This window comes from Pseudomonas putida (genome assembly GCA_041879295.1).
GTDB lineage: Bacteria > Pseudomonadota > Gammaproteobacteria > Pseudomonadales > Pseudomonadaceae > Aquipseudomonas > Aquipseudomonas putida_Y.
The window spans coordinates 3,437,472-3,462,393 of record CP047152.1 but is presented as its reverse complement, the minus strand read 5'-3'; the positions used below and the strand labels follow the sequence as shown (position 1 = coordinate 3,462,393).

At 60.8% G+C, this 24,922-nt stretch carries 17 protein-coding genes and 1 pseudogene; 5 read left to right on the top strand and 13 right to left on the bottom strand.

Annotated elements, in window-relative coordinates:
* Nucleotides 1-133 precede the first annotated feature (133 nt).
* Complete coding sequence (locus GST84_15865) at nt 134-3,040, top strand: phosphohydrolase (GenBank protein XGB13729.1); 2,907 nt, start codon at nt 134-136, stop codon at nt 3,038-3,040.
* Nucleotides 3,041-3,148: 108 nt separating this feature from the next.
* Here GST84_15865 and GST84_15860 read toward each other — a convergent pair whose 3' ends face one another.
* Entirely contained in the window at nt 3,149-4,861 is a 1,713-nt protein-coding gene (locus tag GST84_15860) for an FAD-dependent oxidoreductase (protein XGB13728.1), read from the bottom strand.
* A gap of 194 nt (nt 4,862-5,055) precedes the next feature.
* Here GST84_15860 and GST84_15855 point away from each other — a divergent pair, with 194 nt between their 5' ends.
* The 3 genes from GST84_15855 (at nt 5,056) to GST84_15845 (ending at nt 7,868) form a co-directional block, all read left to right on the top strand.
* Nucleotides 5,056-5,832 carry a helix-turn-helix domain-containing protein gene (locus tag GST84_15855; protein XGB13727.1) on the top strand — a complete coding sequence of 259 codons (777 nt, stop codon included), beginning with the start codon at nt 5,056-5,058 and terminating at the stop codon, nt 5,830-5,832.
* 138 nt (nt 5,833-5,970) lie between these two features.
* Nucleotides 5,971-7,023 (top strand): Gfo/Idh/MocA family oxidoreductase, encoded by a 1,053-nt coding sequence (locus GST84_15850; GenBank protein ID XGB13726.1) that lies wholly within the window; start codon nt 5,971-5,973, stop codon nt 7,021-7,023.
* A 29-nt stretch (nt 7,024-7,052) separates the two neighbouring features.
* Complete coding sequence (locus GST84_15845) at nt 7,053-7,868, top strand: TIM barrel protein (GenBank protein XGB13725.1); 816 nt, start codon at nt 7,053-7,055, stop codon at nt 7,866-7,868.
* 148 nt (nt 7,869-8,016) lie between these two features.
* Here the strand turns inward: GST84_15845 and GST84_15840 are convergent, their stop codons facing one another.
* The 5 genes from GST84_15840 to GST84_15820 all read right to left on the bottom strand — a co-directional run bounded on the left by GST84_15840 (nt 8,017) and on the right by GST84_15820 (nt 14,167).
* On the bottom strand, nt 8,017-9,342 hold the full coding sequence (locus tag GST84_15840; protein ID XGB13724.1) for an MFS transporter: 1,326 nt from the start codon (nt 9,340-9,342) through the stop codon (nt 8,017-8,019).
* A gap of 242 nt (nt 9,343-9,584) precedes the next feature.
* Nucleotides 9,585-11,273, bottom strand: coding sequence for an FAD-dependent oxidoreductase (locus GST84_15835; protein ID XGB13723.1), 1,689 nt, complete (start codon nt 11,271-11,273; stop codon nt 9,585-9,587).
* A gap of 41 nt (nt 11,274-11,314) precedes the next feature.
* Nucleotides 11,315-11,635 carry an NIPSNAP family protein gene (locus GST84_15830; GenBank protein XGB13722.1) on the bottom strand — a complete coding sequence of 107 codons (321 nt, stop codon included), beginning with the start codon at nt 11,633-11,635 and terminating at the stop codon, nt 11,315-11,317.
* Nucleotides 11,620-13,353 carry an FAD-dependent oxidoreductase gene (locus tag GST84_15825; GenBank protein ID XGB13721.1) on the bottom strand — a complete coding sequence of 578 codons (1,734 nt, stop codon included), beginning with the start codon at nt 13,351-13,353 and terminating at the stop codon, nt 11,620-11,622. Before GST84_15825 ends, GST84_15830 begins: the two co-directional genes overlap by 16 nt.
* Nucleotides 13,354-13,357: 4 nt before the next feature.
* Nucleotides 13,358-14,167 (bottom strand): shikimate dehydrogenase, encoded by an 810-nt coding sequence (locus tag GST84_15820; GenBank protein XGB13720.1) that lies wholly within the window; start codon nt 14,165-14,167, stop codon nt 13,358-13,360.
* Between the two features lie 156 nt (nt 14,168-14,323).
* On the opposite strand from GST84_15820, the gene GST84_15815 reads away from it, so the two are divergent.
* Nucleotides 14,324-15,094: a helix-turn-helix domain-containing protein gene (locus GST84_15815; protein XGB13719.1), complete on the top strand. Its 771-nt coding sequence runs from the start codon at nt 14,324-14,326 to the stop codon at nt 15,092-15,094.
* A 132-nt stretch (nt 15,095-15,226) separates the two neighbouring features.
* Here GST84_15815 and GST84_15810 read toward each other — a convergent pair whose 3' ends face one another.
* The 7 genes and pseudogenes from GST84_15810 to GST84_15780 form a co-directional block, all read right to left on the bottom strand.
* Entirely contained in the window at nt 15,227-15,484 is a 258-nt protein-coding gene (locus GST84_15810) for a hypothetical protein (protein ID XGB13718.1), read from the bottom strand.
* Nucleotides 15,481-16,374 carry a hypothetical protein gene (locus GST84_15805; protein XGB13717.1) on the bottom strand — a complete coding sequence of 298 codons (894 nt, stop codon included), beginning with the start codon at nt 16,372-16,374 and terminating at the stop codon, nt 15,481-15,483. The genes GST84_15810 and GST84_15805 overlap by 4 nt, the downstream gene beginning before the upstream one ends.
* A 2-nt stretch (nt 16,375-16,376) precedes the next feature.
* Nucleotides 16,377-16,805 (bottom strand): annotated as a pseudogene (locus tag GST84_15800) (hypothetical protein).
* A gap of 32 nt (nt 16,806-16,837) precedes the next feature.
* The gene (locus tag GST84_15795) at nt 16,838-17,731 is read right to left on the bottom strand and encodes a hypothetical protein (GenBank protein ID XGB13716.1); all 894 of its coding nucleotides are present in this window, start codon (nt 17,729-17,731) and stop codon (nt 16,838-16,840) included.
* 4 nt (nt 17,732-17,735) lie between these two features.
* On the bottom strand, nt 17,736-20,726 hold the full coding sequence (locus GST84_15790; GenBank protein XGB13715.1) for a hypothetical protein: 2,991 nt from the start codon (nt 20,724-20,726) through the stop codon (nt 17,736-17,738).
* The gene (locus GST84_15785; GenBank protein XGB13714.1) at nt 20,723-21,616 is read right to left on the bottom strand and encodes a hypothetical protein; all 894 of its coding nucleotides are present in this window, start codon (nt 21,614-21,616) and stop codon (nt 20,723-20,725) included. The genes GST84_15790 and GST84_15785 overlap by 4 nt, the downstream gene beginning before the upstream one ends.
* The gene (locus tag GST84_15780; GenBank protein ID XGB13713.1) at nt 21,616-24,609 is read right to left on the bottom strand and encodes a hypothetical protein; all 2,994 of its coding nucleotides are present in this window, start codon (nt 24,607-24,609) and stop codon (nt 21,616-21,618) included. Before GST84_15780 ends, GST84_15785 begins: the two co-directional genes overlap by 1 nt.
* Nucleotides 24,610-24,922 lie beyond the last annotated feature (313 nt).

The window sequence follows — 24,922 nt, the reverse complement described above, 5'->3', positions numbered from 1 at the left end:
GTCGCCTATGTCGCGGTACAAAGCCTTGCACGCTCGTCTGTAAACGTGTTGCCGGCCCGGCAGAAAGCTCACGCGCACTCTACACTGCTGCAGAAATCAGCCAAGGCAATGTGCCGCACATGGAGTACCTGGGATGGGCTGCGTGTCGACGGGGCGTGTTGTTGGCAATACAGGACGTGGTATTTCACTGCAGTGGCTGGTGGCGCTGGCCATCGTGCTGGGCATGCTGCTGCTCGGCGCTGCCCTGGCCTGGCAGGGCTATCGCGGTATTCGCCAGACCCTCGTGGCTGCTGCTGGCGATGCCGCCCAGCAGGTTGCCAAGACCATCGATGAGCGCGCCAGGCGCCTGATCGAGCCGGCGCAAAGCAGCATCCGTCTGCTTGCCCACAACACGACGCTTCACACCCAGGCACAGCGTCTGGATCGGCTGCCACAGCTGGTGGAAATGCTGGACGCCAACCGCATGCTCAGCGCCGCCTATCTGGGTTACCCCAGCGGCGAGTTCCTGTTGGTGCGTCGCCTGCGTGACCCGCAACTGATGCAGCGTTTCGCGGCCCCACCGGGCACGGCATTTCTGGTGCAGAGCGTCAGCCATGGCGAGGGCGCCAAGGTGCAGGGCGAGTGGCGCTTTTATGATCGGGCGCTGAAGCTGTTGCAGGCCCAGGCCAAACCTGACTATCGCTACGATCCACGCCTGCGCCCCTGGTTCACTGAAGCCACGGTACAGCCCGCTACAGTGCTGACCCGCCCTTATGTGTTCTTCACCACCCGTGAGGTCGGCTTGACCATGGCCCAACGTAGCGTCGACGGTGGGGCCGTGATCGGCCTGGACGTTTCGGTCAACGACTTGGCCAGTGAGATTCAGGACCTGCGCATGACCCCGGGTACCGAGATCGTTGTGGTCGATGACCGGGGCGATGTTGTGGCTTATCCGGACCCGCAGCGGGCAATCGTGCATGAAGGGCAAGGCGTGCGCCTGTCGCGTATCGCCGAGCTGGGCGCTCCCAGCCTGGCGCGGCTATACGCTGACATGCCGACGGGCAACCAGCCCCAGCCTTATCAGGTGGACGGCCAGACCTGGTATGGCATTCGCGTGCAGCTGACCACTCTGGCCGGGCACGACTTGCAAGTGCTGATTGCCGTACCTGGTCACGAACTGCTGGTAGGGGCACGCAAAGTCTTGTTCGAGCAGTTGCTCTGGACCGTGGCGCTGATGGCTGTGTTGCTGGTGCTCGGCGGTGTGCTTGGCCGGCGTATTGGCCGCCCGCTGCGGCTGTTGCGCGAGCAGGTTCAAGGCTTGGCAAGCTTTGATTTCAGCCGTGAGGTGGGCGTGCACTCGCGGGTTTCCGAGGTGCGTGAACTGAGCCGCGTGTTGAGCCGAATGGCCGGTACGATTCGCCACTATCAGGCGATTACCCTTACGCTCAGCCGTGAGCGAAACCTGGAGTGCATGCTCGATGGCGTGCTGAGCCATCTGGTGGAAGCTGCCGCGGGCGACGCCGGCGTGGTGTACCTGTACGACGCCGAACAGGCTTTGCTGCGCCTGGCCGCCTCGTGCCGCGGTGAGCAATACCCAAGCGAACTGGCAGTGGATGAAGGCGCACGGCAGCACTTGGCTACAGCAGTGACCCGGGCCCTCGGCCTGCATGAGCGCAGTCTGGCCGTCGTGCTGAATGACCGTAGCCAGGCACTGTTGGGCATCCTGGTCCTGCAAATGGACGAAGAGCAGGCGCCTGAGCGGGTAGGCGAGGCATTCCGGCGCTTTGTCGGGGAGTTGTCCGGTGTGGCTGCAGTGGCTATCGAGACCCGGCAGTTGGTCGAAGCCCAGCAACGCCTGCTGGACGCCATGATCAAGCTGTTGGCAGACGCCATCGACGCCAAGAGCCCCTATACCGGTGGCCACTGCGAGCGGGTGCCTCAACTGGCGCAGATGCTGCTGGACCAGGCAGTGGCAGCCGACAACGGCCCGTTCGCCAGCTTCAGCATGACCGAGGCAGAGCGATACGAGTTCCGTGTGGCAGCCTGGCTGCACGATTGTGGCAAGGTCACCAGCCCCGAGTACGTGGTGGACAAGGCGACCAAGCTGGAGACCCTGTACAACCGCATTCACGAAGTACGCATGCGTTTCGAAGTGCTGTGGCGCGATGCGGAGCTGGCTTATTGGCAAGGCCTGGCCAGCGGCGTCGACCAGCAGGCACTGAAAGCCGCACTGAGCCGAAGCCAGGCCGAGCTGCAGGACGACTTCGCTTTCGTCGCCCAGGCCAACATCGGCGGCGAGTTCATGCAGGACACCGATATCCAGCGCTTGCAGGTGATCGGCAAGCGTCGCTGGTTGCGCCATTTCGATAACCGCCTGGGCATCTCCCGGGATGAAGCGGAACGCCTTGTCGGCGTGCCGCAGCCTGCACTACCGACAGAGGAGCCATTGCTGGCCGACCGCCCCGAACACTGCGTGCCCTGGGGCACCCGCACGCCGCCGGTGGTCAAGGACGACCCGCGGAATATCTGGGGGTTCGACATGCATCTGCCAGGCCACGCCAGCAACTACGGCGAGCTGTACAATCTGTCGATCCGCCGTGGCACGCTGACTGACGAAGAACGCTTCAAGATCAACGAACACATCGTGCAGACCATCATCATGCTCAGTGCGCTGCCGCTCCCGCGCCACCTCAAGCGGGTACCCGACATCGCCGGCAACCACCACGAAAAGATGAACGGCAGCGGCTATCCGCGCCGCCTGGGCGGGCAGGACCTGGGCATCGCCGAGCGGGTGATGGCGATTGCCGACATCTTCGAAGCACTGACGGCAGCAGACCGGCCTTACAAACCCCCGAAGACGCTGTCCGAATCGGTGAAGATCCTGGTGGCCATGGCCCGCGAGGGGCACGTCGACGGGCAACTGCTACAACTGTTCCTCAGCAGCGGGGTATACCGCCAATATGCCGAGCGCTTCCTGCGCACCGAGCAGATCGACGAGGTGGATGTGGCCTACTGGCTGGCGCAGATTCAGGAGCGCAGCGCAGCGAGACCAGTGAGCTGAGGGACGACAGCGCTGAAAAATCAGACCGCGTGGCGCTCGATTCAAGCGCCACGGCCTTTCCCTGCGTCCTCCTGCAGAGCGCCGACCACCCGGTTATTGTGGGTCAGCTCACTCATACCCCTGCACCCCGGCAATGTGCCGCCCGGCGACGTAGCCAAAAGTCAGTGCCGGCCCCAGGTTGATACCGCCCGACGGGTACCAGCCACCAAACACGCTGGCCATGTCGGTACCTGCTGCGTACAGACCTGCGATCGGTTGCCCGGCCTCATCCAGCACACGGGCATTGCCGTCGGTGCGCAACCCGGCAAAGGTGCCAAAGCAGCCGGGCTTTACTTTCACCGCATAAAACGGCCCGTGTTCGATGGGCGCTACGCACGGGTTAGGGCCCTTGTGCCGTGGGTCGCCCTGCTTGCGGTTGAACGGCGTGGAACCACGGCCAAACGCCGGGTCCTGGCCGCTGCGGGCATGGCTATTGAAGTCAGTGACCGTGGCCCGCAGCCCGGACGGGTCAATGCCGCAGGCCTGGGCGAGCTGCTCGAGCGTGGCACCGCGTTTCAGGTAGCCGTTGCGCACATGCGGGCCTACCGGCAGCGGTGCCGGGCGGGCATGCCCCAGGCCATAGCGGCGCAAGAAGCGATGATCGCAAACCAGCCACGAGCACACCTCCTGACCTTGCGGCACTGCAGCGACCATGGCCGACACATAGTCGTAATAGCCATGCGCTTCGTTGACGAAACGCTTGCCGTTGGCCAGCACGCCGATAACGCCCGGTTTGCCGCGCTCGATAATGTGCGGGAAGTGGCCGACGCTGCCGTCGCGATACGGCACCTGTGAAACCGGTGCCCAGGCCACCGGCGACTTCAGGTCGGTGGCAACCACACCGCCGGCGGATTCGCCCAGGCGCAGGCCATCACCAGAACACCCCTTGGGCGGCAGCGCCAGGTTATCGTGGCCGCTGGCGTCGCGCGGGAACAGTTGCTGGCGCCGGGCGTTGTCATTGGGGAAACCACCTGCCGCCAGCACCACGGCCTTGGCGCGGATCAGCTGCTCGCCCTGTGGCGTAGCGACCCACGCCCCGCGTACCTGGCCATCCTCGATCAGCAGGCGTTTGACCGGCGCCGACGCTTGCAGGTGCACACCCAGGTCCTGTGCGGATTTAGCCAGGCGCGCCACCAGCGCCACACCGTTGACCAGGTGCATGGCCCGACCATGGCGGGCCAGGTGGTACAGGTGGCGGCCAAAGCGCTTGCACACGTGCAGCAGGGCTTTGGGCGAGCGGGTCATGTTAAGGAAGGCGGCAAGGTCGGTACCGGCCATGATCGGCATGCCCATGAACGAGGTTTCGCGCATAGTCTTGCGCAAGCGTGGCAGCAGGGCGCCAACCTCGCGGGCATCGTAGGGCGCGGCGATCACCTGGTGGCCGCCAAGAGCTGCCCCCGGCGTATCGCCATGCATGTCCGGGATGCCGTTGCCGTCGGCAAACTGCAACGCCGTGTACTTCTCGAAAAACGCCACCATGTGCGGGCACGCCTCAAGGAAGGCATCGACGCGCTCGGCATTGTAGTTTGCCCCCAGCTCATGGCGCAGATAAGTCCGCGGTTGCTCGATGTCTTCCTCGATGCCGGCCCTGCGCGCCAGCGGGTTGCGTGGCACCCAGGCCCAGCCGCCGGACCAGGCGGTGGCACCGCCAAACACCCGTTCTTTCTCCGCCACGATCACCTTCTGCCCATGCCAGGCAGCCGTGACGGCCGCCGCCAGCCCGGCGGCGCCAGAACCTATGACCAGTACATCGCATGCGGTTTCGAGAGGAGCGGAAGACATTGCGGGTTTCCTGTGTTTTTATTGGAACAATGTTCCACATTTTTATCGGCGGCGGGTGGTCCTGCAAGGTCAGGTCGGGCATGTCAGGCAAGAACTGGGCGATCATCGGACATTCGAGGTGGCCCGAGCTGCGCTGGCTGGCGACGATGTGGAATCATCTTCTAGAATCCGCAAAAAAATCAGGGACCTGTGACATGGCTGGTAGTCAGATCGAACGCGCCTTCAGTCTTGTAGAAAGCCTTACCGGTGAACCCCAAGGGCTGCCGTTACAAACCCTGGCCGAGCGCCTGGACATTCCCAAAAGCGCTGCCCACCGCATGCTCACTGAGCTGGTGCGGCTGGGCTACGTGCGCCAGAACCGGGAAAGCAGCCGCTATCAGCTGTCGGCCAAGCTGGTAGCGCTGGGCTTTCGTTACCTCGCCAGCAGCGGTGCCGACATCATCCAGCCGATTCTTGACCGCCTGGCCCAGGACAGCGGCGAACTCGTGCGCCTTGGGGTGATCGACGGTGCCCGGCAAACCTGGATCGCCAAGTCCCAGGGGGCCCGCTCCGGGCTGCGCTACGACCCGGATATGGGGCGCGACGCGCCGCTGTTCTATACCGCCTCCGGGCATGCCTGGCTGGCCAGCCTGGACGATGAGCAGGCGCTGCAGATGGTGTTGCGCCAAGGTATTGCCGACCCCGACCAGTTCGGCCCGAACGCGCCACGCTCCACCGATGAATTGCTCGCCTACCTGCACCGCGCCCGCGAGCTTGGCTATGCCTGGGTCGAGGAGACCTCCGCCATCGGCACCTCAGCCCTGGCCGCAGTGATACGCCGCCCGCAAAGTGACGAGGTGATCGGCGTGCTGAGCATCGCCGGGCCCAGCGCGCGGCTGGCACAGAGCCGCCTTACAGCGCTGGCACCGCTATTGCTGGCGGCGGCAGAAGAGCTGTCGGCGGCCAGCCCAGCCAGCGAGCTGTTTGCCTGAGGGGATATTCCGGTCGATTACCGCACAGTCTTTTGCGCCCGTTCTTCTGAAAAGCTGAACTTGGTTCTAAATTGTCGAGTGTGAATTTTGGAACCTGGTTTCAGAATTTCATAACAACAATGACAAGAGGACAGGCTGTTGAACGCACCCCTTCGTATTGCCTTGATTGGCGCCGGCATCATGGGCCGGCAGCACTACCAGCACTTGCGCAATGTGCCGCAAGCCCAACTGTGTGCGGTAGCCGACCCCGGCCCGCAGGCCGAGGCCTTCGCCGCCGACTGCGGCGTGCCTTGCTTTGCCGACCACCGGCAAATGTTGGAGCGAGTTCGCCCCGAGGCAGTGATTGTCGCCAACCCCAACAACCTGCATGTCGCCACCGCCCTGGATTGTGTCGAGGCTGGGGTGCCGGTGCTGGTGGAAAAACCGGTGGGGGTGCACCTGGATGAAGTGCGTGCACTGGTGGAAGCTTCAAACCGCCGGGGTGTGCCGGTGCTTGTAGGTCACCATCGCCGACACAATCCGCTGATCGCCAAGGCGCACCAGGTGATCAACGAAGGCAAACTGGGCCGGTTGATCAACGTCACTGCGCTGTGGCAGCTGCAAAAGCCTGACAGCTATTTCGAAACGCCCTGGCGTCGCGAGCCAGGGGCCGGCTTCTTGCTGACCAACCTGATCCACGACCTTGACCTGTTGCGTTACCTGTGCGGCGAGGTGGTGCAGGTGCAAGCCTTCACCCGCAACGATGTACGCGGTTTTGCCAACGAAGACAGCGCCGCAGTGCTGTTGCAGTTTGCCAACGGTGCCCTGGGCAGCCTGACCGGGTCTGACGCGGTGGCTGCTCCGTGGAGCTGGGAGCTGGACAGTGGCGAAAGCCCTGTGTACCCGCGCCAGGATGGCCAGCCGTGCTATCTGCTGGCCGGTACCCAAGGAGCACTGAGCATTCCCCAGCTCAAGCGCTGGCATTACGCCGAGGCAGGCTCGGGCTGGCATACGCCCCTGTTGCAAAGCTCGGAAAGCATCCCCGCCGGCGAGGCATTGACCCTGCAATTGCAGCATTTTGTGCGGGTTGCCCGGGGTGAACAGGTGCCGCTGATCGACGCTGCTGACGGGGGGCGCACACTGGCGCTGATCGAAGCGATAAGGCAGGCAGCCCAAAGCGGTCGGGCTTGCGCGCCCGAGCACATTGGCTGATACAACCTTACTATTGCTGGTGATGATAAATGACTGATCGAATTTTTTCCCTCGCGGCCCTGACGGTGCTCGAGCTGTCTCCACCGGACATGGTCGAGGCCGCCGCCCGAGCGGGTTACAGCCATGTCGGCCTACGGCTGGTACCCGCCACCGAACAGGAGCGGCATTTCCCGCTGGTAGCCGATGCCGAACTGCGCCGGCAAACCCAGGCGCGCCTGCGCGACACGGGTATCAAGGTGCTCGACCTGGAGATCCTGCGCCTTGAACCGGCCACCTGTGTGGCCGACTTCGAAGCGATCCTGGCGGTGGGCGCCGGGTTGGGTGGCACTGAATTGCTGGTAGCGGGCAACGACCCCGACGAAGCGCGCCTGACCGAACGCTTTGCCGCATTGTGCGAGCTGGCGGTGCAATACGGCATTCACCCTCACCTGGAGTTCATGCCCTGGACCGACGTACGTGACCTGCGCCAGGCCATGCGGGTCGTGGCCAACGCCGACCGTGCCAATGGCTGCGTACTGGTAGATGCCTTCCACTTCAACCGCTCCGGCTCTTCACTGGACGACCTGGCGCAGCTGAAGCCGCAGCGCATGCGCTATGCCCAACTGTGTGACGTTGCTGGTCCGGTACCGGCCGACATGGACGAGATCCTGCGCCAGGCGCGTAACGAGCGACGCTTCCCGGGTGATGGCGATGCCGATCTGGTTGGCCTGTTGCGCGCCTTGCCGCCTAGCGTGCCGCTGAGCCTGGAAATCCCCACGCGGCAATTGCTGGAGCAGGGCATCAGCGGCGAACAGCGCGCACGCATGGCGCTGGAGAAAGCCCAGGCGGTGTTGGCCGCGGTCTGATCGAGCGAACGTGGCGCATGGCACCGGCTACGCCACGTTCGCGAGTGAACCCACACCGAACGCTGCATTGTCGTTGTCCGCTTCTCAAGAAACTCCAAGCCAAAAAAAGGGCCCGCAAGGGCCCCGTAGAGGTAAGTGACTAGCGCTCTCAGGCGCTCTCGACCTTGCGCGGTGCCATGACATACATCCACACCAACGCCAGGAAGTACATGGCGGGGATCATGGTAAACAGCACGGCATAGTTGTTGTTGGTAGCGGTCAGCACGCTGCCGACAATCTGCGTCATGAACATCCCGCCAATTGCCGCACACATGCTGCCGAAGCCGAATACGGTGCTCACCAGGTGCTTGGGTGTGTAGTCCATCACCAGGCTCCAGATATTCGCCGTCCACGCCTGGTGCGCGCCTACCGCGATCGAGATGGCCGCCACCGCGACCCACAGCCCACTGGCGTTGGCGGCAAAGATGACGCTGAGCATGGTGCAGGCAAAGATCAGCATGGACACCAGCCGCGCTGTCGTGGCACGCACGCCACGGCCGATCAGCCACGACGACAGGATGCCACCCCCGATGCTGCCGAAGTCTGCCGTCAGCCAGATGATGATCAACGGGATGCCCATCTGGGTCACGTTGATGCCGAGGCTGTATTGCTGGTTCAGGAACGGCGGCAGCCAGTACAGGTAGAACCAGAACACTGGCGCGGTCATCGCATAGGCCACTGCAAAAGCCCAGGTGCCACGCAGGCGCAGGATACGGCTGAACGGCACGCGGGTCGGCTCGGGCTCATCATCCTGCTGGATGTACTGCACCTCGCTCTGACGCACGCGGGGGTGGTCTTCAGGGTTGTAGTACTTCAATACCCACAGCACGACCCACACCAGGCCCAGGCTGCCCATGGCGATGAACGCAGCCTGCCAGCCCCACACAGCCAGGATCAGCGGCAACAGCGCAGGGGTGACCATGGCGCCAACATTGGTACCGGCGTTGAACAGCCCCGTTGCAATGGCCCGCTCACCCGCCGGGAACCACAGGCGCACGGTCTTGACGCAGGCTGGGTAGTTGGCGGCCTCGGTCAGGCCGAGGATGAAGCGGCAAACCATGAAACCTGCCGCCGAGGTGGCCAGGCCGTGGGCACCCGTGGCCAGGCTCCACAGCAGTACAGCGAAGAAGAAGGCCCGTTTGACCCCGACCTTGTCGATCAGTCGGCCTTGCAGCAGAAAGCCGATGGCATAGCCGACCTGGAACCAGAAATTGATGTTGGCGTAGTCCATCGCCGTCCAGCTCATTTCCTTGGCCAGCACGGGCTGCATGATGCCGAGGGCGGCGCGGTCGATGTAGTTCAGGGTGGTGGCGAAGAACACCAGGGCGAGCATGCCCCAACGGGTCTTGCCGACGCCGAAGGCGCCGCGGAGCTTGTCGCCGATCGAGCCCTGGGACATCCGGGGCGCGGCGGGGGGGATCTTGGAGTGGTTCATAGACTGCTCGTTTCTTGAAATTGTATTCAGCTGCGGTGCTACGGGTGCGTGATCGTTTCCCAGGCAGGGGGGGCACGCAAGGCCGGTGCATGGTGAGCAGTGAAGACGGCAGCGTCAATTCGAGAGACGGGCTACTGTTCGGTTATCGAACGGTTGCGTTGGCCGGCGGGCGCGGCAGGTATTCACGTCACTGAAGGGTAGAAGGCTTTGGCCTTGGTTGCCTGATGCGCGCAAAACCGACATCAATGATGTGCACAGCCCCCGCTCAACGCTCTACCGGCCAGATACCCGAAGGTCATCCCTGGCCCAAGGGTAATGCCGCCGCTCGGGTAGTACCCACCCATCACGCTGTGCATGTCGTTACCCACTGCAAACAACCCGGGTATCGGCTGCCCTTCGTGGTCCAGTACGCGGGCTGAGGCGTCTGTGTCCAGGCCGGCGAAGGTGCCAAGGCTGCCTGGCAGCAGTTTCACCGCATGGAACGGCCCCTTCAGCAACGGCCGAAGCGACGGGTTAGGTGCCTGCTGCGGGTCGCCTTGGGCCCGGTTGTAGGCCGATGCGCCACGTAGAAAGGTTGGGTCTTCACCTTGTGCCGCATGATGGTTGAAGCCCTCCACCGTGCGCTGCAACTGCTCGGCGTCGATCCCGCAGCGCTGCGCCAGTTGCGCCAGGGTAGCGCCGCTGTGCAAATAGCCACTGCGCTGATAGAAGCGGGTAGGGAAGGGAAAGGGCTTGGCCCAACCCATGCCATAGCGTCGTTGCGCAGCATGGTCGCAGATCAGCCAGGCCTCCGGCTGCTCAGCCTGCGGCGTGGCGGCGAAAAGCGCGTTCATGAAGTCGTGGTAGCAATCGGCTTCGTTGACGAAGCGCCGACCATCGCGGCGCACGGCGATGAAACCGGGCTTCGCGCGGTCGATCAGGTGTGGAAAATGGCCGAAATGGCCATTGCCGCGCGGTACCTGCGATACCGGCGCCCAGGCGCCCCCGTGGGCGCCTGCCGCAGACACCTGGCCACCCGCCTGTTCGCCCAGGCGCAAACCGTCACCGCTATTCTCCCTGGGCGCAGCGGAGTAATGCTGGTCACCGTCCGGCGCGTGCGGCATCAGTTGCGAGATACGCTGGCGATCATGTGGGAAACCACCGCACGCCAGCACCACACCACGCCGTGCGTAGATCGTTTGGCCGTCGGCAAACAGCGCGCCGTTGACCCGTTCTTCGCACAACAACAGTCGGCTGGCCGCTTTCTCGGTCAGCAATGTCACGCCACGATCAAGGGCGCTGCGCAGCAGGCGCGCTACCAGCGCGTTGCCATTGACCAGATGTAGGCCGCGACGGTGCAGCAGCAGGTCTCGGCCATGGCGCAACAGGCGCTTGCCAACATGCAGCGCTGCCTTTGGCGAGCGTGTGGTGTTGAAGAAGGCAGCCATGTCGGCACCTCCGGCAATGCCCATGCCGGCCAGGCTGACGATGTCCAGCGGCGGGCGCAACTTGTGCAGCCAAGGCCCTAGCCGTCGCCCGTCGTAAGGTAATGCACACAGCGAGCGACCGCCGCGTGCACTGCCATCGCCTTCACGCATGTCGGGCATACGGCTACCGCACTGGAACTGCACGGCAGTGTGTTGCTGGAAGAACGCCACCATTTCCGGACCATGGCGCAGGAAGGCGCGTTGACGCGGGTCCAACTCGCGGGTGTGGGTTTGCGCACGCAAATAGCGCTCCGGGGCATCGTCGGCTTCGACGATGCCTTCGGCGATGGCCAGAGGGTTGCGCGGTATCCACAACCAGCCCCCCGACCAGGCGCTGGTGCCGCCCAGCTGGCTGGCTTTTTCCGCGACGACCACTGTCAGGCCATGATGCGCGGCGGTTACGGCGGCAGCCAGGCCTGAGGCGCCGGAGCCGATGACGAGTACGTCACATTCAAGGGGGGGCATGGAAGGGGTCCGCTCGGCTGTTGGAAGAGGTGGTGTGTGGCTTACTGCAGCGGTGAGAAACCGGTCGGGCGCAGCAGCCGCGATTGCAGGCGCAGTACCGCGCCTAGCTCGCGGTTGCGTCGCGAGAATTCCGCCCAGCGCGAGTCTGCCGCCATGGCTGCGCGGCGCGCCATGCGGTCGTCGAGGCTGGCATAGCCCCAGATGTGCACCACTTGGTTGACGTCGCCGAACTCGCTGGTGAAAAAGCCCACCAGGTTGCCCAGGTGTTCGCTCTGCACCTCGAGTGCGTGGCTTTGGTACAGGGCCAGCCAGTCGGCCATTTTCAAGGGGTCGAGGGTGTAGGTTCTCAGTTCGTAGTACATGCCGGGTTCTCCGTATGGGTAGCCGGCGCCTGCAGGCGCGCGGTGATGTGGTTGGCAGCAAGCCAGCCGAAGGTGAGGGCAGGGCCCAGGGTGATGCCGGGGCCGGGGTAGGTGCCCTTCATCAGTGAGTTCATGTCGTTGCCGACCGCATACAGCCCGGGAATGGGCAAACCGCTGCGGTTCAGCACGTTGGCATCGGCGTTGGTCACCAGACCACGGGCTGAACCGAGGTCGCCGGTGTGAATGCGGATGGCATAGAACGGCCCCTTGGTCAGGGGGGCCAAGCATGGGTTGGGCGCATGTTGCGGGTCGCCCATGTAGCGGTTGTAACTGTTGCCGCCTTTGCCAAATGCGCGGTCGATGCCATTGCCGGCATCGCTGTTGAACTGTGCAAGTGTGTGCGCAAACACCTGTGGATCGACGCCGATGGCCAGGGCCAGTGCCTGCGATGTGGTGGCCCGATACAGGTAGCCTGCGTCGATCAACGCCTGGTTGTTGACGGGCTTGGGCCGCGCCAGGCCAAGCCCGTACCGGTTCATTGCCTCGGCATCGCAGACCAGCCAGCAGCTGGCAATGCCGTTGGCGAACATGGTGTGCACGAAGTGGTGGTAGGAGTCGGACTCGTTGACGAAGCGCCGCCCGGCTTGGTCTACCGCAATTACGCCCGGCTTGGCGCGGTCGGTGACCAGGTGCGGGAAGCGCTCACGTTCACCATCGGCATGACGTAGTTCGGAAACCGGTGCCCAGAAGAAGTTGGCCGCCAGGCTCTCGCCCTCGGCTGCTGCCACGGCCTGGGCAAGGCGCAGGGCGGCTCCGTCGTTTGCCGGTGGTGACATGGTCAGGTGCGGCGCCTTTTGAGCAGGGCGGTAGCTGGCGGCCATTGCGCCTGCTGCGAATCCGCCCATGGCGCACACCACGCCACCACGGGCCATTACCCGCTCACGGCGGCCCTCGCGCTGTACGACCACGCCCGTGATCACGCCGTGCTCGGCGATCAGCTCCACGGCCTCGCTGCGTAACCACAACTGCGTGCCGTGGGCGAAGGCGCTGGTGGCCAGGCGGGCGATCAATGCGTTGCCAGTGGTAAGCCGGGTGCCGCGTGGGTGCTGCAGGCGGTCGCGCGCGTAACGCGCCATCAGCTTCAGGCAATGCCACAGCGACCTGGGTGAGCGGCGAATGCTGAGGAAATGCTGGATATCCACCCGGTTGACCATCATGCCGCCGAACAGCAGCATGCCGGGCGGTGGCATCTGCAGGTCCTTGAAGCGTGTGCCCAGGTGTTTGCCGTCGTATTCGACCATTTCCAGCGCCCGACCGAACTGAGTGGCGCCGGGTGCATCCGGGTAATAGTCGGGTGAGAGTGGGCGCAGGGCATAACGCAGTTCGGTGTTCTGCTCCAGCCAGCGCAGCGCTTGGTGACCATGCTCGATGAAGGCATCGCCCAAGGCGGGGTCGTAGCCGTCGCCGATGACCTGCTTGAGGTAGGTGCGCATTGCCTCGGGAGAATCCTTGGCGCCGGCGTCACGGGCCTGGTCGGTGCCATACAGCCACACCGCGCCGCCAGAAATCGCCGAGGTGCCGCCAAAGCGTTCGGCCTTTTCCACCACCAGCACCTTTAGCCCCCGGCGGGATGCTGTGGCGGCAGCGGCGAAACCACCGGCACCGCTGCCCAGCACAACCAGGTCGAAGCTGTTGCGTGTGTGCTCCAGAGTCGTCATAGCCTCAGATCTCCGACGGCGTGACGCCCATGAAGGCGCCAAGATGGCCCAGTTGGGCGAAGGCCATTTCAGGGCCAGTCTGGACCTTGCAACCTACTTGCCGCGCGCGGTTCAGCAGCGGGGTTATCTCGGGTGAGGTGACCACGTCGGCGACCAGGGTGTCTGGCAGCAGGGTGGCCAGCAGGGCGGCGGACAACGGTAGCTCTGCGCGGGTACCCATGCCGACCGGGGACGCGTTGGCCACCAGGTCGAAGTCTTCCAGCCCACTGAACTGTGTGCTGACCGTGAGCCCGGGGAAGCCGTTGCCGAGCAGTTCGCATACAGCACCCATGCGTGCTGTGGTGGGGTCGCTGAGGGTAATGCTGGCGATCCCTGCCTCAGCCAGTGCATAGGCAATGGCACTGCCAACACCGCCGCAACCGATCACCAGTGCCCGTTTGCCCGCCGGTTTGAAGCCATGCTTGTGCGCAGCGCCGAGGAAGCCGGCGCCGTCCACGTTGTCGCCCAGCAGGCGTCCGTCGCGCTCGCGGCGTATCACATTGACCGAACCCAGGGCAGCTGCGCGCTCGCTCAGGCCGTCCACGCGGTTGGCCAGCGCCTGCTTGTAAGGCACGGTGACCACGCAACCGCGTAGGTTCTGCCAGCCTCGCAGGGTATCCGCAAAGCTGTCCAGCGCCGCCTCGTGCAGGTCGATGGGCAGCATGGCGAGGTTGCAGTTGTTATGGTTGAACCAGGTGTTGAAATTTTCCGGGGACTTCACCTGGGCGATGGGCGAACCGACGATGGCGACCAGTTCAGTGGACCCTCGAATCATGCTGACCTCCTTATTGGCGTTGTTATGGAGGTAAGGGTGAGGCAGAGGGGCGCGGGCAACAATGCGTCAATCGGCCACTTAATGCGATAATCGCAGTCATGATCCGGTTATCGCAGTAATCGGCTGTTTTTGTTCCTCTGGTAGCGAGTCGAATGCATGAACACACCTGTCATCCATCCCCGTGACCTGATCGCGGGCTTGCAGAAAGGCCTGGCGCTGATGCAACTGTTCAGCGCCGAGCAGCCGCGCCTGAGTGTGCCGCAGGCGGCCAGGTTATCTGGCCTTACGCCCAGTGCGGTGCGGCGGTTTCTGCTGACCTTGGTGCATGAAGGCTTTGCCGAAACTGACAGCCGTGAGTACTGGCTGACCCCCAAGGCCTTGCGTATCGGCCAGGCTTATGTGGACTCGGCGCAACTGCCGCGCATGCTGCGGCCGATTGTTGAACAGGTGGCGCGCCAGACCCAGGAGCACGTATCGGTGGGTACCCGCGATGGCGATGAGATCATCCATCTGGTGCGTAGCCGGTATAGCCATGTGGCGTCTTTGTCGATCAGGCCGGGCTCCCGGGTACCCATGTATTGCACGGCCAGCGGGCGGGTCTGGCTGGCCTGGCTGGATGAGGGGGAGCGAGACGAATACTTTGCCCGTCACCCGCTGCGGGCGTTGACGCCTTACACATTGACAGACCGGGCGCAGCTGGACGCTGAGCTGTTGCGCGTGAAGGGGCAGGGGTTCTGTATCGTTGATCAGGAGTATGAAATCGGTATGCGGGTGCTGGGGGTGCCATTGCTGGGACGGGCCGGTCAGTTGAAAGCCACGCTGACCATCACGACTCATGCTTCGCGGTTGAGTATTGATGAGATACGGTTGCGGTATTTGCCGACCCTTTACGAGGCACAGGCGTTGCTTCGGCCAGTGCTGGATTGACGCAGATATGGCGCAGTTTGCGGGCATGGCGCCATGCGTGTGAGAACGGGGCACCCGCGAAGCAGCCGCTGGACGACCCCAACCGGATGACTGACAGGCTTCAGTATCCGGCTCAGTGACCGATAGTGGCTTTCAATCAATGAGCCAACCCTGGTCCCCCTCGATCAAAGTCCCTCCATGACTGGTAGTGTCACCCTCCCTTGCTGCGGGGTGGCCCTCGATGATTGTGCAGGCAGCGCCGGTTTCGATAACGGCGCCACAACTGATGCGATCGCCCACACGAGCGACGGCCTTGCCATCCACGAATGTTGCATTTGCGCCGGTTTCCACAGTGCCTTCGCCATGGAGCGGGCAGCTATGACGATGGCCTACCAGTACGATGGGTTTCATTTGCGCTTCTTTTTGCCGGGTTGAATGGGGGCTTCCTCAAATGCTTCGGGTGGCGGTGGCGCTGCTCGGACGTTGAACAGCCGGCAGATGCCATACCAGCAGAGGGCGACGGAGAGGTTGTAGGGAAACAGCACGGCCCAGAACGGCAATTGCCAGTTCTTTTTACCCTGCATTTCACCGGGCTCGCCGGTTCGCCAGGGGGCATAGTGGCGCCAGGCTTCTGCCGGGGTCAGGCAGATGGCGTGCAGTGGCTTGTGCCACCAGTTGGGTTCACCGGGCGGGGGGAGTTTGTTCGGGCCGTGGTCCATGAAGTGGCGCAGGTATTCCCACACTTCGGCCACATGCTTGACGCCGGGCTCGGTGGGTTCGTTGCTGTCGACCCAGAGGCAGTCTTTTTGGTGCAGGCTGCCGTCTACCCGGCGGGGGGCGAAGGCGAGGGCATAGATGGTGCTGAATGATGAGCCGCCGTATTCCGTACGCTTAAAAATACCACCGCCGGTATTGCTCCACTCAAAGACCAGTATCTTGCTTAAACGTTGATAGTAGATTTTTTGGGTCGCCCGATTGAAGCAGAAGCTTGATAAGCGTTTTATGAAATATATTCGATAAATGAGGAAAGGTAGGAAAGTGAAAGGCATAAGCAAGAATCCAGTCGCTAATAATGGAGCGGTTTCGTACATGCGCCATATATCCCTGGATAGTAAATATGGGTAAAAGCCGGCAATTGACAGAACAGTTATCGCGCAATACAGCTTTCCCATGAAGACAGAGTCTGTGACCCATGGATTCCTTAAGCATAAAATGGTGTCGGATAAGCTTAATAGTTGCCCTGTGATAGAGGGCTTGTGTCCAGAGTCTGACATTGAGTTGAATATCCAGATGGTTGCCATGGTCAGCGCTCCAGACGAAAAATTGACAGGGTCTCATTGTCTTCGTCCAAGCCTTGATTGGCGTTGTAGGTTAGATGAAGTGAGACATGATTTTGGTTGGCGAGGGTGTTTTTGAAATTTAGAACTAAGCCAGCATCTACGAGGTGGCCGGTCGGGCTGATTGGGAAAACGTCAATTCCGTGGTTGTCACGGACGGAGCTCAAACTTCCTGACCATTCACTTACGCCTAGCCTGAATGCAGGCAGCAGCACTGTGAACTCTACGGTTGGTTGGGGGGTGGCTACTTCGTTATGTGTGATAGCTGTCCAATTTGGCGGCGACCAGTGGTTATTCTGATGCCATCGGGTGTCGGCTTTAGTTATGCCGAGGGATAGGGCCTGCTCGGCGGATAGTAGCTTGGGCCCGTAATGTTCATTGTGCCAAGCCCTAATCCCGGAGGTAGCGCTGCTGGGGGAGGCGTCGCTCATGTACGCTTCCTTTGGGTTGAATGAGCTGGGGCCTCCTCAAATGCTTCGGGTGGCGGTGGCGCTGCTCGGACGTTGAACAGGCGGCAGATGCCATACCAGCAGATGGCGACGGAGAGGTTGTAGGGAAACAGCAGGGCCCAGAACGGCAATTGCCAGTTCTTTTTGCCCTGCATTTCACCGGGCTCGCCGGTTCGCCAGGGGGCATAGTGGCGCCAGGCTTCGGCCGGGGTCAGGCAGATGGCGTGCAGTGGCTTGTGCCACCAGTTGGGTTCACCGGGCGGGGGGAGTTTGTCCGGGCCGTGGTCCATGAAGTGGCGGAGGTATTCCCATACTTCGGCGACATGCTTGACGCCGGGTTCGGTGGGTTCGTTGCTGTCGACCCAGAGGCAGTCTTTTTGATGCAGGCTGCCGTCTTCGCGGCGGGGAGCGAAGGCGAGGGCATAGCTGGTAGTGAAGGAGGAACCACTGAATTCTGTGCGACTGAAAAGACCGCCTGCGACTTGGCTCCAGTCAAATATTATGAGTTTTTTGAATCGCTTATAGTAGATTTTCTTTGTGTGTCGATTTAAATATATGTTCGATAAGTTTTTTATGAAAAGTATTCTGTAGGCTAAGAATGGGGTAAAAATAAAGGGGAGTGAGATCAGGATGGCAACGAAAATGTCGCCGCCGTTGATTGAGTAGTCTATATTTTCATTAATGAGATTGTAACATGATAATATCCAGGTAAATAGAAACATGGCAGTGTAGATTTTTCCCATGAATACAGAATCGGACACCCAAGGGTTGCGCAGGCTTAAGTGTGAACTGGTTGTTTGTATAAGTTGTCCGGAAATTTTTGGCTTGAATCCTGAATTGTGGGCTTGATTAAAAAGCCAGATAGTCGCCATAGGTTTAGCGTTCCAGATGAATAGTGGTAGTAGAAGGAGTGTCGTCATCCAGTCCTTGGTTGGCATAGTAAGTAATCGTTAGCGTGGCAGACCTGATTTGTCTAGCATCAGTTTTGTAATGAAGTAATAAACCTGCTTGGGTGATATGGCAGTCAGGGGTTATTTGGAGTGGGGTTGTCTGCCTGTCGAGATTCTGGCTCACTAAACTCCCTGACCATTCGCTTTGACCTAATACGAATTCTGGTAGAAGTATAGTTAGCTCGAGTGTTGCGTTTTGTTTAGTGGCCTGGGTATGGATAATTGTTGCCCAGTCAGGTGTTGGCCATTTGTTATTTATATCCAAATGTGTCGTTAGGGCGCCTAAGCCGAGCTGCTCAGAGTACGGTGTCAACAATGCTTTCGGTGAGAAAAATTCAATCTGCCATGACTTGATTTCTTCGTGGATGTGGCGAAAGGGTGGCAATTTTTTATCAAAGTCTAACTTTATATTCTCCCGTATTTCTCCATCGTTTTCCCTTGTCCCGAAGATGCTTCTGCTGGCCCATAATTCTAAAGGGCTATGAAGGCGGGAGTGAGCTTTTGAGTAGAGGAATAGACCTCCACCGATCAAAGTTGCTCCGATCAGGGCGATTCCAGCTGCTGTCCAGCCTGCAAAGGGAATGAGGACTGTCGTGCCTGCGATGGCAAGGCTTCCTTCTAGAACAAGAATCGAACCTAAAGCAGTAGTCGCGCTGGCGGCCGCTGTATATAAGCCTGAAATAAGATTGCCGTTCTGCCATTGACGTACTGCCTTAAAAATATCTGAGGAAAACCCAATTATTATCGCCGGGTAGCCTGATGCCCGCGCGAAAAGATTACTCGTCAGAAAGTTGATGATGCCGTTACCAAAGGCCATGCCTGGCGCCGTTGAGATCCACTTCAACATCATGGCCTTTTGCGTCGCCCGCACGCTGACCAATGTCGCCGCCGCTGCACCGATTACCCCGAAAACAGATGAAGCGAACCCCAGGGTGTATTCCGGTGCATCGCTCTTCTGCAGGTTGCTGTACGCCGTCTTCAGCGAGATCACGTTGAACCACAGCATCCCCGCGTTTAAACCACCACCACCGCCCGAGGTGAGCAGCCCGAGAAAGCTAGGTTTAACACGCGCAGTGGTGGTCAGCTCGATGGACACCGTGCGGCTTCCTGATATGCGCAACGCTTTCATCTCTTCGACCTGCGCCATGCCGCTCTTCAAATACCGCTGTACCTCCTGGCTAAAGGGATTTTCCGTAATGGCCTGCTCGGTGATGCGATAGCGTGCCGCCAACAACCCCAGTGCTTTCTCGGCATTGGCCTCACGCGCAGCCAACAACACTTGCCGCCGCAAGCCATGGCTGGCATCCCAGCGGGTCTGCCCGCGCAGGCGCTTGAGCACCACGGTATTGACCGACTGGGCGGTGAGGTCAGTGATGTCTGCCATGGCCGGGAAGCGACCGGCCAGCCCTTCGATCACGTTGTCGCTGGCGCCGAACAAGGTGCCGATCGAATCGGCTTTGTCCTTGAACGGGTTGAACGGCGCCAAGGCGGTGTAAAGCGGGCTGTCGTTCTGGTCCAGCCATTGCTCCAGGCGTTTGAAGCGTCGGTCATGATCTTCGGTGCCGGGTGTCGGCTGGCCCATTGGGTGAATCAGCAACGCCAGTGAGATTTCCAGACCGCGGGCGGAGGTGCGTTCGTCGCGGTCGTAACAGGCCAGTGCCGCAGCGAGGCTGTAGGGGTTATCGATGTGTTGGGATTCGGCCGTCGCCAGCCAGGCGTCATGATCGTTGCTGGCTTGCAAGGCCAGGTTGCGCAGGGCGGCAATCCGTCGTTCCAGTGCGTCGCGTTCGGCGAGGAAGCGCCGGTATTTGTCGACATCGAGGCGCTGTGCCAGGCGCGCGCCATTGGGGGAGTAATCTTCATGGGTGAGGGCCTGGAAATGGGACTCGGCCGGCGACAGGGCAGGCCCCCGGCGTGACGTGCCCAGCCTGAACGCGGCCAGTTCCGGTGAAGGTGCATCCGCCGGGTACAGGCTTTCCAACGTCTTGTTCAGCAGCATGGCGACCAGGTTGCGATGGTGAAAGTCGCGGCTCTGCCGGCTGAGCTGTTCGGCATCCAGCCGGTAGCATGCCGGCACGCGCTCCTGCTCGGGAGGCTGGGCGGGTTTTGTGTGTTCCAGTTGCTCGGCCGGCATCAGGTCGCGCAGTTGATGCTGGTAGGCCGAGACCGACAGGCTCAGGTCCAGGGCCATGCCTTCCGCGTCGGCGAGCGCCACCACCACCGGCACTTTCGGTTGGGTCCAGGGGTAGTGGCGGGCGATGGCAGTGAGGTTGCCGATGGGCAAAGTTTCGGTGACCGGGTCGCTGCTCCAGGTCAGCGGCATGCGCCGCTCTGTCGGTTTGAAGTCTTCGACCCAGGTTTGCAGGGCACTCACTGGCAACACATGGGGCTGGGTGGACGGCGCCTGGTTGCCGCTCACCAGCTCGGCCATGTCCAGCTGGCGCATGTGCCGTTTGCGCAGGGCTGGCGAACCGGTGATACGGGCGGTGATGGCGTTGGTCCACAGGTGCGGGCTGTAGCCGATCCACACTTCCTTGGCGGAGTCCTGACAGGTGTCGGCCCACACCCAGCCCATGCTCTGGCCGGACAGGTAGCGCTCACGCCGGTGGTAGTCCTCCAGCCCTTGGTAGCGCAGCTCCTTGTAGAGGCCCGCGCCGACGTGCTCATGAATGACCAGCTTTTCGCCCTGAGGGCCTTTCATGAACACGTAGACATAACCTGGGCGCAAAGCGCGGAGGGTATAGGCCGAGTGCTGCAGCGTGGGGAAGCCTTGTTCCAGGTTGAAGCCTGCATCGGCATAGCGGCAGGCGGGGGCGTCGGCGGTGCGGGGCACGATGGCGTAGCGCACTGGCAGGATGGGTATGCGTGCGCTGCAGGCAGGGCCGGAGGTGGCGCTGCTGACGGAGGCGTCGCTCATGTACGCTTCCTTTGGGTTGAATGAGCTGGGGCCTCCTCAAATGCTTCGGGTGGCGGTGGCGCTGCTCGGACGTTGAACAGGCGGCAGATGCCGTACCAACAGATGGCTACGGAGAGGTTGTAGGGGAACAGCAGGGCCCAGAACGGCAATTGCCAGTTCTTTTTGCCCTGCATTTCACCGGGCTCGCCGGTTCGCCAGGGGGCATAGTGGCGCCAGGCTTCGGCCGGGGTCAGGCAGATGGCGTGCAGTGGCTTGTGCCACCAGTTGGGTTCACCGGGCGGGGGGAGTTTGTCCGGGCCGTGGTCCATGAAGTGGCGGAGGTATTCCCATACTTCGGCGACATGCTTGACGCCGGGTTCGGTGGGTTCGTTGCTGTCGACCCACAGGCAGTCTTTTTTGTGAAGGCTACCGTCCTTCCTAGGCGGGGCAAAGGCAAGTGCATAACTAGTACTGGAGGATGAACCGCCAAACTCTGTGCGCTTAAATACCCCTCCCTTGATATTGGTCCAATCGAATGAGATAAGTTTTTTGTTGCGTTGGTATATAATTTTTCCAGTTGCGCGATTGAGGTAGATGTTTGACAGATTTTTTATGAAGAATATCCTGTAGGCGATGAATGGTGTAAATATCAGTGGTGCAACAATGTATTGTGCGAGTGAGTGAAGGTCCGCTAGCGCCGACTTTCTAAAATCCGTATCTATGATATCCGGGTAGATATAGGCTGCTAACCCTAATGTCATGGCGGTATATAGTTTTCCCATGAATACGGAGTCGGATACCCATGGGTTTACGAGCGATAAGTGATGTTTGTTTATGGTTAATAGTTGGCTTGAGATATGTGGAGTGAACTGAGAGCGTGCGGAAGGTGTGAAAATCCATGAAATGGCCATTATTGTTCCCCAAGTTTGAAAATCTGGGAGGAGCCTGCTTGTTCGTCTAAGCCTAGATTTGGCAGATATTTGATGTTCAGTTTAATATGGCGGTGGTTTCGAATTTGATTCTTGAAGTGGAGTATCAGTCCGCCCCTAATTTCATAGCAGTCTGGTGTGGCTGGGAATACAGATATGCCATTGTTCTCGAGTTGACTACTAAGGCTGGCTTTCCATTCGCTCTGGCCCAATAGAAATCCCCGTAGGAGGACTGTAAATTCAGCAGTAGGGGGGATGCTAGAAACTTGATTGTGTGTGATGGCAGTCCAGTTTGGAGTAGTCCATGTGTTTAAGTCAGTCCATTTGCTGTCCAGATGCCCTAGGTCAAATAGTTTTGTCTCTTTTTTTGAAAGCAGCGAGGGTGAGTAAAATACCTGATGCCAAGCGTTGATTTCGTCGTTAATGTTGACGAAGGTTGGAAGTTTCTTGTCGGTATCTAAAATTATGTCTGGTCGGCTTTCACCGTCATTGAGACGGTTCCCAAATATACTTCGACTGGCCCATAGCTCTATAGGGTTGTGAAGGTGTTCGTTGGCTTTCGCATGGAGGTAGATGCCTCCAGCTATGATCGCAGCGCCTAATAGGACTACTGCAGCTGCAGTCCACCCTGCAAAAGGGATAAGTGTTGTGGCGCCTGCAATAGCTAATCCACCTTCTAATACCAAGACAGAGCCTATTGCGACCGCGCCCCCGCCATAGAAAGTTAAATCAGAAGCGGCAGTATTACCGTGCATCTTCTGTCTTTGGGATTTTTTATAGTCAGAGGCGAATCCTAGGAAAATAGCCGGGTAACCGGACAACCTTGCGAACAAATTGCTTCCTAGGAGCTTGATTAGACCGTTACCAAAGGCCATGCCCGGCGCTGTGGCACTTAATCTCAGCATGACGGCCTTTTGCGTTGCCCGTACGCTGACCAATGTCGCCGCCGCTGCACCAATCACCCCGAAAACAGATGAAGCGAACCCCATGGTGTATTCCGGTGCATCGCTCTTCTGCAGGCTGTTGTAGGCCGTCTTGAGCGATAAGATGTTGAACCACAGCATCCCCGCGTTTAAACCACCCCCACCCCCGGAAGTGAGCAACCCAAGGAAGTTGGGTTTCACCCGTGCAGTGGTGGTCAGCTCGATGGACACCGTGCGGCTTCCTGATATGCGCAACGCTTTCATCTCTTCGACCTGCGCCATGCCGCTCTTCAAATACCGCTGTACCTCCTGGCTAAAGGGATTTTCCGTAATGGCCTGCTCGGTGATTCGATAGCGTGCCGCCAACAACCCCAGTGCTTTCTCGGCATTGGCCTCACGCGCAGCCAACAACACTTGCCGCCGCAAGCCATGGCTGGCATCCCAGCGGGTCTGCCCGCGCAGGCGCTTGAGCACCACGGTATTGACCGACTGGGCGGTGAGGTCAGTGATGTCTGCCATGGCCGGGAAGCGACCGGCCAGCCCTTCGATCACGTTGTCGCTGGCGCCGAACAAGGTGCCGATCGAATCGGCTTTGTCCTTGAACGGGTTGAACGGTGCCAAGGCGGTGTAAAGCGGGCTGTCGTGCTGGTCCAGCCATTGCTCCAGGCGTTTGAAGCGTCGGTCATGATCTTCGGTGCCGGGTGTCGGCTGGCCCATTGGGTGAATCAGCAACGCCAGTGAGATTTCCAGACCGCGGGCGGAGGTGCGTTCGTCGCGGTCGTAACAGGCCAAGGTGGCTGCCAGGCTGTAGGGGTTATCGATGTGTTGGGATTCGGCCGTCGCCAGCCAGGTGTCATGATCGTTGCTGGCTTGCAAGGCCAGGTTGCGCAGGGCGGCAATCCGTCGTTCCAGTGCGTCGCGTTCGGCGAGGAAGCGCCGGTATTTGTCGACATCGAGGCGCTGTGCCAGGCGCGCGCCATTGGGGGAATAGTCTTCATGGGTGAGGGCCTGGAAATGTGACTCGGCCGGCGACAGGGCGGGCCCCCGGCGTGATGTGCCCAGCCTGAACGCGGCCAGTTCTGGTGAGGGGGCATCCGCCGGGTACAGGCTTTCCAACGTCTTGTTCAGCAGCATGGCGACCAGGTTGCGATGGTGAAAGTCGCGGCTCTGCCGGCTGAGCTGTTCGGCATCCAGCCGGTAGCATGCCGGCACGCGCTCCTGCTCGGGAGGCTGGGCGGGTTTTGTGTGTTCCAGTTGCTCGGCCGGCATCAGGTCGCGCAGTTGATGCTGGTAGGCCGAGACCGACAGGCTCAGGTCCAGGGCCATGCCTTCCGCGTCGGCGAGCGCCACCACCACCGGCACTTTCGGTTGGGTCCAGGGGTAGTGGCGGGCGATGGCAGTGAGGTTGCCGATGGGCAAAGTTTCGGTGACCGGGTCGCTGCTCCAGGTCAGCGGCATGCGCCGCTCTGTCGGTTTGAAGTCTTCGACCCAGGTTTGCAGGGCACTCACTGGCAACATATGGGGCTGGGTGGACGGCGCCTGGTTGCCGCTCACCAGCTCGGCCATGTCCAGCTGGCGCATGTGCCGTTTGCGCAGGGCTGGCGAACCGGTGATACGGGCGGTGATGGCGTTGGTCCACAGGTGCGGGCTGTAGCCGATCCACACTTCCTTGGCGGAGTCCTGACAGGTGTCGGCCCACACCCAGCCCATGCTCTGGCCGGACAGGTAGCGCTCACGCCGGTGGTAGTCCTCCAGCCCTTGGTAGCGCAGCTCCTTGTAGAGGCCCGCGCCGACGTGCTCATGAATGACCAGCTTTTCGCCCTGAGGGCCTTTCATGAACACGTAGACATAACCTGGGCGCAAAGCGCGGAGGGTATAGGCCGAGTGCTGCAGCGTGGGGAAGCCTTGTTCCAGGTTGAAGCCTGCATCGGCATAGCGGCAGGCGGGGGCGTCGGCGGTGCGGGGCACGATGGCGTAGCGCACTGGCAGGATGGGTATGCGTGCGCTGCAGGCAGGGCCGGAGGTGGCGCGGCTGACGGAGGCATTGGTCATGCGAGCTCCTTGCTCAGAGAGACAGTCTTTTCGAACCAGAGACGCACTGCGGCAACTTTCAGTACTGACAAGACTGAAATACCGTTATTCATACTGTGCTGGATTTCAGGCTCGAATCTATGCTGTAAGAAGTTTCCTACTTATTTGCTGAGATGAGCGGGTGATCAAGTATCTGGAATTCAAGTGAAAGACAATGCCTCGATCGCTGCTTTTGGGTCGAGGCTGAAAGTGTAAGATTTTATTTGAGCGTATATGTATCGCGTTCGCGAAATATCGTGTGAAAAGTTGCAGTGTTTTTGTAGGAAGTTTCGTA

Excerpts from the sequence above, each read along its gene's own strand:
- GST84_15865 (XGB13729.1), top strand. The coding sequence starts at position 134 with ATGGGCTGCGTGTCGACGGGGCGTGTTGTTGGCAATACAGGACGTGGT.
- GST84_15860 (XGB13728.1), bottom strand. The coding sequence starts at position 4,861 with ATGTCTTCCGCTCCTCTCGAAACCGCATGCGATGTACTGGTCATAGGT.
- GST84_15855 (XGB13727.1), top strand. The coding sequence starts at position 5,056 with ATGGCTGGTAGTCAGATCGAACGCGCCTTCAGTCTTGTAGAAAGCCTT.
- GST84_15845 (XGB13725.1), top strand. The coding sequence starts at position 7,053 with ATGACTGATCGAATTTTTTCCCTCGCGGCCCTGACGGTGCTCGAGCTG.
- GST84_15840 (XGB13724.1), bottom strand. The coding sequence starts at position 9,342 with ATGAACCACTCCAAGATCCCCCCCGCCGCGCCCCGGATGTCCCAGGGC.
- GST84_15835 (XGB13723.1), bottom strand. The coding sequence starts at position 11,273 with ATGCCCCCCCTTGAATGTGACGTACTCGTCATCGGCTCCGGCGCCTCA.
- GST84_15830 (XGB13722.1), bottom strand. The coding sequence starts at position 11,635 with ATGTACTACGAACTGAGAACCTACACCCTCGACCCCTTGAAAATGGCC.
- GST84_15825 (XGB13721.1), bottom strand. The coding sequence starts at position 13,353 with ATGACGACTCTGGAGCACACACGCAACAGCTTCGACCTGGTTGTGCTG.
- GST84_15820 (XGB13720.1), bottom strand. The coding sequence starts at position 14,167 with ATGATTCGAGGGTCCACTGAACTGGTCGCCATCGTCGGTTCGCCCATC.
- GST84_15815 (XGB13719.1), top strand. The coding sequence starts at position 14,324 with ATGAACACACCTGTCATCCATCCCCGTGACCTGATCGCGGGCTTGCAG.
- GST84_15810 (XGB13718.1), bottom strand. The coding sequence starts at position 15,484 with ATGAAACCCATCGTACTGGTAGGCCATCGTCATAGCTGCCCGCTCCAT.
- GST84_15805 (XGB13717.1), bottom strand. The coding sequence starts at position 16,374 with ATGGCAACCATCTGGATATTCAACTCAATGTCAGACTCTGGACACAAG.
- GST84_15795 (XGB13716.1), bottom strand. The coding sequence starts at position 17,731 with ATGGCGACTATCTGGCTTTTTAATCAAGCCCACAATTCAGGATTCAAG.
- GST84_15790 (XGB13715.1), bottom strand. The coding sequence starts at position 20,726 with ATGAGCGACGCCTCCGTCAGCAGCGCCACCTCCGGCCCTGCCTGCAGC.
- GST84_15785 (XGB13714.1), bottom strand. The coding sequence starts at position 21,616 with ATGGCCATTTCATGGATTTTCACACCTTCCGCACGCTCTCAGTTCACT.
- GST84_15780 (XGB13713.1), bottom strand. The coding sequence starts at position 24,609 with ATGACCAATGCCTCCGTCAGCCGCGCCACCTCCGGCCCTGCCTGCAGC.